This is a genomic window from Paraburkholderia fungorum, assembly GCF_046027605.1.
In the GTDB taxonomy this organism is placed as follows: domain Bacteria; phylum Pseudomonadota; class Gammaproteobacteria; order Burkholderiales; family Burkholderiaceae; genus Paraburkholderia; species Paraburkholderia fungorum_F.
On the sequence record NZ_JAQQEF010000082.1, the window covers coordinates 1 to 1,239 of the forward strand.

At 57.5% G+C, this 1,239-nt stretch carries 1 protein-coding gene; it reads right to left on the reverse strand.

All coding sequences use genetic code 11. The features are described from left to right. Positions 1-42: 42 nt before the first annotated feature. Positions 43-1,178 (reverse strand): IS3 family transposase gene (locus PQR53_RS38820; protein WP_408465878.1). Its coding sequence is split into 2 segments (ribosomal slippage): positions 43-920 and positions 920-1,178, totalling 1,137 coding nucleotides; the frame shifts between segments, so codons are not numbered across the junction. Between the last annotated feature and the right edge of the window lie 61 nt (positions 1,179-1,239).

A 1,239-nucleotide genomic window follows, 5' to 3' on the forward strand; every position in this document is an offset into this window, starting at 1 on the left:
TGTAGTGGTCAAGTAAACTTGGACACCCGGAAAGGGGAATATTTAAAAAAGTGAAGCTTCGCATCGTGCCGGCGGCTGACCGCCTGCTGCCGAATGGATGCGACGGTAGTTATAAAAGTCGTCGATGTAGGCCCCGATGTCGTGTTCGGCGTGCGCGTGATCGGAGTACCCTTTCTCGTCGATCCATTCGCTTTTCAGGCTTCTAAAGAAACGCTCCACTGGCGCGTTATCCCAGCAATTTCCCTTTCTGCTCATGCTCTGAACGATGCCGTTTGCCTTCAATTCGTTCACGAAGTGCGCGCTGGTGTACTGGCATCCCTGATCCGAGTGGAACATCACCCCTGGCGGCGGACGTCGCTGGTCGCGCGCCTGCTGCAAAGCCCTGATGACCAGTCCTGTATCAGGTAGCAGAGCAAACGCCCAGCCGACGATCCGGCGCGAATACAGGTCCATCACGATGGCCAGATATGACCAGCCCTGAAGCGTTCTCACATAAGTAATATCTCCTGCCCACACCTGGTTGATGGACGGCGGCTCGAAGTTACGCGCCAGCAGATTCGGCGCCACCAGCGCCTCGCCATTGCTCTTCTGATAGCGGTGCGTGCGCTTTCTGGTAACCACCAACTGCGCGCGCTGCATCAGCGTGTGGGCACGATAACGCCCTACCTTGTGACCACGCCTTTTAAGCTCGTCCGACATCCTTCGGCTGCCATAGCTGCAGCGGGTTTCACGATGAATCTCGCGTGCAGCCGCCAGCTGCGGGCAGGGTGTAGGGCTAGCAGGCGGCCGCCCGACGAACGCGTAATAGCTGCTGCCCGCCACTTTCATCACCCGACACATCACACTCACAGGCCAGACCTTCTTCAGTGACTGGATTACTTCGAGAAGCGATCCATTTCCTTGACGAAGAAGGCCGTAGACTTTTTTAGAATGTCCCGCTCCCTCTCCAGATCAGCGACCTTGGCTTCGAGCTCGCGAATACGCCGTGCGTCGGTCTCGATCTCTATCGCCGTGCGCGGCGGCTTGGCCTGCTGCTCGCGCCACTGCGCGACCCAGCGACGCAACGCCGTATCGCCAACGCCCAGCGCTTCGCAGGCCTGCGAGTACGAATAGCCCTTGCTGACCACCAGCTGGACTGCTTCTGCCTTGAATTCTTCAGGAATGTTCCGTCTGCTCATTTCTCACCTCAGTTGGAGAATTATCCCCTTTAGAGGTGTCCAGGTTCATTGAACCACTACA